The 6,964-nt window shown below is 59.0% G+C and carries 7 protein-coding genes; 2 read left to right on the top strand and 5 right to left on the bottom strand.

Annotation, left to right across the window (positions count from 1 at the left end):
* Positions 1 to 59: 59 nt before the first annotated feature.
* The 4 genes from QN377_RS09340 to QN377_RS09325 are packed head-to-tail and all read right to left on the bottom strand — an operon-like array spanning position 60 to position 3,752.
* On the bottom strand, positions 60 to 926 hold the full coding sequence (locus tag QN377_RS09340; protein WP_095000363.1) for an ABC transporter permease: 867 nt from the start codon (positions 924 to 926) through the stop codon (positions 60 to 62).
* A gap of 18 nt (positions 927 to 944) precedes the next feature.
* Positions 945 to 1,805, bottom strand: a complete 861-nt coding sequence (locus QN377_RS09335; protein ID WP_095000364.1) for an ABC transporter ATP-binding protein — start codon at positions 1,803 to 1,805, stop codon at positions 945 to 947.
* 5 nt (positions 1,806 to 1,810) lie between these two features.
* Complete coding sequence (locus QN377_RS09330) at positions 1,811 to 2,830, bottom strand: ABC transporter substrate-binding protein (RefSeq protein WP_095000365.1); 1,020 nt, start codon at positions 2,828 to 2,830, stop codon at positions 1,811 to 1,813.
* Between the two features lie 25 nt (positions 2,831 to 2,855).
* The gene (locus tag QN377_RS09325; protein WP_095018016.1) at positions 2,856 to 3,752 is read right to left on the bottom strand and encodes a TauD/TfdA dioxygenase family protein; all 897 of its coding nucleotides are present in this window, start codon (positions 3,750 to 3,752) and stop codon (positions 2,856 to 2,858) included.
* A 265-nt stretch (positions 3,753 to 4,017) separates the two neighbouring features.
* On the opposite strand from QN377_RS09325, the gene QN377_RS09320 reads away from it, so the two are divergent.
* Both QN377_RS09320 and mntP read left to right on the top strand, forming a co-directional pair.
* Positions 4,018 to 4,455: a hypothetical protein gene (locus tag QN377_RS09320; protein WP_095000367.1), complete on the top strand. Its 438-nt coding sequence runs from the start codon at positions 4,018 to 4,020 to the stop codon at positions 4,453 to 4,455.
* A gap of 495 nt (positions 4,456 to 4,950) precedes the next feature.
* Complete coding sequence (gene mntP / locus QN377_RS09315) at positions 4,951 to 5,520, top strand: manganese efflux pump MntP (protein WP_095018018.1); 570 nt, start codon at positions 4,951 to 4,953, stop codon at positions 5,518 to 5,520.
* A 40-nt stretch (positions 5,521 to 5,560) separates the two neighbouring features.
* On the opposite strand, the gene QN377_RS09310 is transcribed toward mntP, so the two are convergent.
* Positions 5,561 to 6,745, bottom strand: a complete 1,185-nt coding sequence (locus QN377_RS09310) for a sugar transporter (protein ID WP_095000379.1) — start codon at positions 6,743 to 6,745, stop codon at positions 5,561 to 5,563.
* Between the last annotated feature and the right edge of the window lie 219 nt (positions 6,746 to 6,964).

Raw genomic sequence — 6,964 nt, 5'->3', positions numbered from 1 at the left:
AGATGTGTATAAGAGACAGGTCGTTCGCGAGCAGGCTCGCTCCCACTCGGTTTTGCTGGTCAGCGTTGCATGCCCCAGCGCTTGACCGTGACGCGCTCCAGGGTATCGAACACCAGGTTCTCCACCAGCAGGCCGATCAGAATCACCACCGCCAGCCCGGCGAACACCTTGTCGGTGTACAGCTCGTTGCGGTTCTGGAAGATATACCAGCCCAGGCCGCCCTTGCCGCTGGTGGCACCAAACACCAGCTCGGCGGCGATCAGCGTGCGCCAGGCAAAGGCCCAGCCGATTTTCAGACCGGCAAGGATCGAAGGCAGCGCCGCCGGAATAAGAATAAACAGCACAAAGCGAATTCCCTTCAGCCCGTAATTGCGCCCGGCCATGCGCAGGGTCTCCGACACCCCGAGAAACCCGGCATAGGTGTTCAGGGCCAGGGCCCAGAGCACCGAATGCACCAGCACGAAAATCAGGCTGTTCTGCCCCAGGCCGAACCACAGCAGCGCCAGCGGCAAAAGGGCAATCGCCGGCAGCGGGTTGAACATCGAAGTCAGGGTACTCAGCAGATCACGGCCCAACTGAGTCGAAACCGCCAGCGTGGTCAGGGCAAACGCCAGCACGATGCCGATCAGATAGCCCTTGAGCAGTACCACCAGGGAAATACCCACCTTGCTCAGCAACTCGCCGCTGATCAGGCCGTCATACAGCGCACTGGCTGTTTGCAAAAACGTCGGCAGCAGCAGGTCGTTGTCCTGATAGCGCGCCACCAGTTGCCAAAGCACAGCCAGCACGATCAGGATCAGACTTTTACGTAACCAGCCCTGCTGCCACAGACGCTGGCTCAACGGCAATTGGCGCTCCAGCGGCACACTTAGCAGCGGTTCCAGGACCACTTCATATTCCTGGCGTACAGATGATGATTGATTCATCGGACAATCCTCCACAGCTCAATAAGCGATACGGATATCGGCGAAATTCAGCGGTTGTTCGTCGGTACCGGCGTGCGCTTCATCAAACAGCAGCCGATGGATGCGCTGCGCCGTGTGCTGAAATTGCGCACCGCCAAGGCTGTGCAGGTTGTACTGATGGCTGTTGATCTCGGCCCGCACCCGCCCCGGATGCGGCGACAGCAGCAGGATACGGTTGCCGACCACCAGCGCCTCTTCGATGGAGTGGGTGACAAACAGCAAGGTAAAGCGCACCTCCTCCCAGAGCAGCAGCAATTCTTCCTGCATCTTGCGTCGGGTCAGGGCGTCGAGAGCTGCAAAGGGTTCGTCCATCAACAGGATTTTCGGCTGCATGGCCAGGGCACGGGCAATCGCCACCCGGGCCTTCATGCCACCGGACAAGGTGTGCGGGTAAGCATCGGCAAATGCCGCCAGACCGACCTTGTCCAGATAATGCAGAGCCCGCTCCTCGGCCTCGCGCCGAGGCAAGGTTTTCGACGCCAGCAACGGGAACATCACGTTTTGCTTGAGCGTTTTCCAGGGTGGCAACTGGTCGAACTCCTGGAACACCACCATGCGGTCAGGCCCCGGGGCGGTGACGGGTTGGCCCTGCAGGCGGATCTGCCCTTCACAGGGAGCATGAAAACCGGCCACAGCTTTGAGCAAGGTCGACTTGCCGCATCCCGAAGGTCCAAGCAGGATGAAACGGTCGGCCGGATCGATTTCAAAGCTGACCTGATGAGTCGCCCGCACCACACGCTGCGGCGTGCGGTATTCAAGGCTGACCTGGTCGACCGACAACAGGGCTGGCCCTGTTGCATTCAAGTGGCTGGCCGTGTGGCCTTGCACGGAGGCATTCATTATTGTCAGCTCCCCTGCAACGGTTTTGCGTCCTGGAAGAAGTAATCCTTCCAGGAGTCAGGTTTGTTTTTGATCGCACCCACGCGGTACAAGAACTCGGCCAGCGGATAGGTATTTTTCGGCGTTACGCTGAACTCGTACTGCGGGTTGTCGATGATTTTAAGCAACTCGGCGCGGTCGATATTGGCCTTGGTCACGCGGATATAAGTGTCAGCGGCCGCGCCCTTGTCGTTCTGGGCAAACTCGGCGGCTTCAGCCAGGGCCTCGATAAAGGCCTTGTAGGTTTTCGGGTTGTCGCTACGGAACTTCTCGGTGGCAAACAGCACCGTTGGGGAATTGGGGCCGAGCAAGTCGTAGGTGTTGAGCACCACATGCACATTTGGATTTTTCAGCGCCTGATCCTGGAACGGCGGGTTGGAAAAATGCCCGCTCAGCTCCGTACCACCTGCGATCAGCGCAGCGGTGGCATCCGGATGCGGGACGGCGATGGTGTACTTGTCCAGCCGGTTGAAGTCCTTGTCGCCCCACTGTTTGGCAGCGGCGTATTGCAGGAAGCGCGACTGCACTGAAACGCCCACGGCCGGTACCGCGATACGGTCTTTTTCGGTGAAGTCGGCGATGGTTTTGACCTGCGGGTTATTGCTCAGCAGGTAGTACGGGAAGTTGCCCAGCGAGGCCACGGCCTTGACGTTCTGCCTGCCATGAGTGCGGTCCCAGATGGTCAACAGCGGGCCGACTCCGGCCCCGGCAATATCGATGGAGCCGGACAACAAGGCATCATTGACTGCCGCGCCACCTGACAACTGAGTCCAGTCGACCTTGATATCGATGCCCTCCTCCTTACCGTGCTTCTCGATCAGGTTTTGATCGCGCACCACGTTGAGCAACAGGTAAACAATGCCGAACTGCTCGGCGATACGGATTTCGCCTTCGGCATGGGCGACGTTCGGTGCCACAAGGCTGCCGGCAAGCAGACTAAGACTCAGGCCCAGACTTGCGGCCACGGTTTTGAGGGATGCGGGCATGGCAATGCTCCTTGAAATCAGTCAATCAGAAAGGCGCGTTGCCCTGGATGGTGGTGCGATACAGCTTGCGGCGCAGATGGCTTGGGCATCCGGCGGCGAGATGGATCAGCGAACGGTTGTCCCAGAACACCAGGTCATGGGGCTGCCACTGATGGCGATAGATGTTCTGCTCCTGCACGCTATGGGCGTAAAGCTCGGCCAGTAACTGCCGGCTCTCGTCCTCGGGCAGGCCGACAATGCGAGTGGTAAAGCCCTCACTGACAAACAGCGCCTTGCGGCCGTTTTCCGGATGGGTACGCACCACTGGATGCACCACCTCGTTCACCTGTGCCAGTTGCTCCGGGGTCAGGGTCGGACGCCAGTTACCCTCGAATTTGCTTTCGCTGTAGCGCGCCGTATAGGAATGTGCAGCCGAACGCCCTTCAACCGCCTTGCGCAAGGCCTGAGGCAGGCCATCCCAGGCCTTGTGCATATCGGCGAACAGAGTGTCGCCGCCCTCGGCAGGCAGCTCCTGGGCATGCAGCATCGAGCCCAGGCTTGGCAGCTCTTTATAGGACAGGTCCGAATGCCAGAACTTGCCTGCATCGCCCAGACCAATGGACTGGCCGTTTTCGATGATGTTGGAGACGATAAGGATTTCCGGGTGACCGGTCAGCAGAAATTGCTTGAGCACATGGATCTGCAAGATGCCGAAGCGACGGCTGAAGTCGATCTGTTGCTGCGGGGTAATGCACTGATCACGAAACACCACCACGTGATGCTGCAGATGAGCACGATGGATACGCGCAAAGTCCTGGTCATTGACCGGCAAAGCCAGATCCAGACCCATGATTTCGGCACCCACGGCGCCGCTGAAAGGACGGATTTCAAAGGCTTGAGGCGCGATGCTCGCGGCAATCGCAGAGGCAGACGGTGCAGACATAAATCACTCCCACGCAGGGCACGCCCAATGGCGCGCAGATCGATCAGAAACTCACGGTGGCCCCGTGCTGGTTCATTTCGTGCGGCGCGTCGATTGGTCGACCTGTACGCAGGGGTATGACTTTATAGATATAAGAAATTAAATTTAAATACTTTTATTGCATAAGCATATGAGCGCTTGCCCGGCTTTTTTCCGCCGCGCTATTAAAGAGCCAGCGCAACCTGCCGATGTCCTGTAGGACAACGAGTCTAAAGGACGCATCGACATGGTTGGCAGCATCAATCCCCTGGCATCGAGCCTGAATATTCAGAGCACCCCCGCCGCCACGGCCAGCAAGGCCACGGACAGCACAGCCGTGAGTGATGCCGGCGCGACGGCCACCGAGCAGGTCAAGCCACGGGCGGCCCGAGACGCTAATGCGGCGCCTGCGGCTGACAGTGATGACGACAGTTCGGACACGGTCAAGCAGCTGAAAAAACAGATCGCGCAGCTGCAAAAGCAGCTTCAGCAGCAGATGCAGGCCCTGCAAAGCATCCAGGCCAGCGACCAGAACGAAGCCAGTAAAGCCGCCGCCGTGGCCGGAGCCCAGGCCCAGGTGACTGCGACAGCAGCAGCGCTGCAGGCGGCGACGGCAGCCTTGCTGCAAGCATTGACGGCCCAGGGCAGTGGCAGTTCGGGGTCGATGGTCAGCACATCGGCGTAAAGGGTGGCAGGTAAGCCCGGTACATAGCCGGCATTTACGGCGCCTGGACAATCGAGTGGCTACAGCAGAAGCAAAAATTTGAAGCAACGCCAATCTTTTGTGGGAGCGGGCTTGCTCGCGATGGCAGCACCTCGGTCATCCAGCCAGCACGAGGTGCCTGCATCGCGGGCAAGCCCGGCTCCCACAGAGAAAAAATGTCGGCCGTAAATCTTGCATTCAAACAGGCTGGCATCTGCGTCGCCGATCGCAGCCTCACATACGAATAACCCTACACAAAATTTAGCCTTTTCCCAATCCCCCCGTTTTTCTGTTAACGTCTGCCCCCTCTTTGGGGAGTAGCTGGCCGTCATGCAAGTGGCGGCGCTCTGGTCAACATTCTCGGCAACCTGCCGTGGCCATGGCATCCATACGGATTTGCGAGACCAACGTCATACCTGTGCTGAAGTCGGGCGCGCAGTGTTATGTCGTTGTCTCAAGCCCGGCTGGATGACTGAATTGAACCCAATTGCCCTGATTCTCCTGGCATTCGCCATGTCTACCGACGCATTTGCCGCCGCCATCGGCAAAGGCTCAAGCCTGCATAAACCGCGTTTCAACGAAGCCCTGCGCACCGGCCTGATCTTTGGTGTGATCGAAGCCATTACAACTGTGATCGGCTGGGCCATCGGTCAGGCGGCCAGCAGCTACGTCACTCAGTGGGACCACTGGATCGCCTTTACCCTGCTGCTGGGCTTGGGCCTGTACATGATCTACAACGGCGTAAAACCCGATGAAGACATGCCCGAAGACAAACCGTCGCAACACTCTTTCTGGATTCTGGTGGTCACCGCCATCGCCACCAGCATCGATGCACTGGCAGTAGGCGTAGGCCTGGCTTTTGTCGACGTCAATATCTGGCTGGCAGCAGCAGCCATCGGCCTGGCAACCATGACCATGGTGATTATCGGCACCATGCTGGGTCGCGCGCTGGGCAGCCTGGTCGGCAAGCGCGCAGAAATTGTGGGGGGTGTGGTGCTGATCATCGTGGGCGCCACGATTCTGTATGAGCATCTGAACGCCGTGTAAACCTGCCGGGGCTCTAGCCTTGCGCCAAAGCCCCGGTATGTCAGGCCTGTGCGGCGCTGCGGTTTAGCCGGTACATGGTCCAGGCGTAGAACACCAACGCCAGCCCCGCCAGCGAACCACCTGCCAGCCCGATCCAGGCAAAACCGAAATGGCTGCCCACCGAACTGCCCAGCAATGCCCCGCCGCCAATGCCGATATTGTAGATACCGGAAAACATCGCCATCGCCACATCCGTCGCGTCCGGCGCCAGGGTCAGTACTTTGGACTGCATCGCCAGGCCAAAGCCCATGATCGCCATCCCCCAAATGATGCTCAACACCCCCAGGGATTCAATCCAGTTGCTGGCCGGCAACAGCAACAGCAGGCTCAGCGCGATCAGGCCCACAGCGGTCAGCAGGAAGCCCAGCGGGCTGTATTTGTGGAACCAGCTAAAACACAGCGAACCGAAAATCCCCGCACCGCCGAAGAGCAGCAGGATCAGGGTCACGGTAGCGCCGCTCATACCCGCCACGTTCTGCACAAAGGGTTCGATATAGCTGTACGCGGTAAATTGCGCCGTGATCACCACCGCCGTCAACAGATACACAGCCACCAGTGCAGGGCGCTTGAACAGCACCGGCAAGCTTCTGAGCGAGCCGGAATTCTGGCTTGGCAGCAACGGCAAAGTGCGCGCCAACCACAGCACCAGCAACACCGCCAGCGCTGCGATCACCAGAAAAGTGGTACGCCAGCCCATGGCCTCGCCCAGCAAACGGCCCAGGGGCACCCCCATCACCATCGCCAGCGAAGTACCGGTGGCCAGCAACCCCAGCGCTTGCACCTGCTTGCCCTCAGGCGCCAGACGCACCGCCAGAGAGGCTGTTATCGACCAGAACAGCGCATGGGACAGCGCCACGCCGATCCGGCTAAGCAACAAAATGCCGAAGCTGGTCGCCAGACTCGACAGTACATGACTGGCGATAAACAACCCGAACAGCACCAGCAGTAACTTGCGCCGCTCAACGTTGCGCGTCACCAGCATGATCGGCAAGGAAGCCAGTGACACCACCCAGGCATAGATGGTGAGCATCAGCCCGACCCGGGCCGTGGCCATGTCAAAACTTGCGCCAATCGCACTCAGCAGCCCCACCGGCACAAACTCGGTGGTATTGAACACAAAAGCGGCCAGCGCCAGCGCGATTACAGGCTGCCAGTTGGCTTTAGAGGTAGAGGTGGGGTTGCTCATTTAATGAATGCACTACTCGCTATCGATGATGAACCGGCTCCGACGCTTCAAGCCGGAACCACACAGGCTGACAGTTTATAGCCTTCACGCAGAGCCGTTGGCGAGATTTTGCAGATACTCGGCAGGCGGCGTTTGGTCGAGGCGCCGAGGTGCCCGATAAAAAGACCGCAGCAAGGATTTTGCAACAATGCGTAAAGAATAGTTAAGAGCATTGATTAT

Source organism: Pseudomonas sp. CCC4.1 (assembly GCF_035019225.1).
GTDB lineage: Bacteria > Pseudomonadota > Gammaproteobacteria > Pseudomonadales > Pseudomonadaceae > Aquipseudomonas > Aquipseudomonas bubulae.
The sequence above is the reverse complement of the archived record's forward strand: the minus strand, read 5'-3'. Positions and strand labels throughout refer to the sequence as shown.